Raw genomic sequence first — 822 nt, 5'->3', positions numbered from 1 at the left:
GCACCGATGGCGCGCGCTCGCTGAGCGGCGTGAAGGCCGGTGCGCTGAGCGACACCAGCACCGAAGCGGTGAACGGTTCGCAGCTGCACGCGACCAACCAGAACGTGACGGCCAACACGGCCAGCATTACGACCAACACGACGAATATCGCCGCCAACACGACGAACGTTGCGGCCAACAAGACGGCGATCACCGGCATCGACGGCCGCGTGACCAACGTGGAAGGCTCGGTCACGAACCTGACGCAGCAACTGGACGGCGGCAGCGTCGGCCTGGTGCAGCAGGACGCGACCAGCAAGACCATCACGGTGGCCAGGGACCTGGACGGCACGACGGTGGACTTCAGTGGCACCGATGGCGCGCGCTCGCTGAGCGGCGTGAAGGCCGGTGCGCTGAGCGACACCAGCACCGAAGCGGTGAACGGTTCGCAGCTGCACGCGACCAACCAGAACGTGACGGCCAACACGGCCAGCATCGCGGCCAACACGACGAACATCGCCGACAACGCGACGAACGTTGCGGCCAACACGACGGCGATCACCAGCATCGACGGCCGCGTGACCAACGTGGAAGGCTCGGTCACGAACCTGACGCAGCAGCTGGACGGCGGTAGCGTCGGCCTGGTGCAGCAGGACGCGACCAGCAAGACCATCACGGTGGCCAGGGACCTGGACGGCACGACGGTGGACTTCAGTGGCACCGATGGCGTGCGCTCGCTGAGCGGCGTGAAGGCCGGTGCGCTGAGCGACACCAGCACCGAAGCGGTGAACGGTTCGCAACTGCACGCGACCAACCAGAACGTGACGGCCAACACGACGAACA

1 pseudogene is annotated in these 822 nt (G+C 66.5%); it reads left to right on the top strand.

The window, feature by feature from the left end:
* A pseudogene (locus F6X37_RS35895) lies at window positions 1–822 on the top strand (adhesin); the annotation flags it as partial.

The sequence above is a fragment of the Paraburkholderia sp. 31.1 genome, assembly GCF_014397645.1.
Classification (GTDB): Bacteria; Pseudomonadota; Gammaproteobacteria; order Burkholderiales; family Burkholderiaceae; genus Paraburkholderia; species Paraburkholderia tuberum.
Note: the sequence above shows the minus strand (reverse complement) of the source record. Positions and strands in the feature narration are given on the sequence as shown.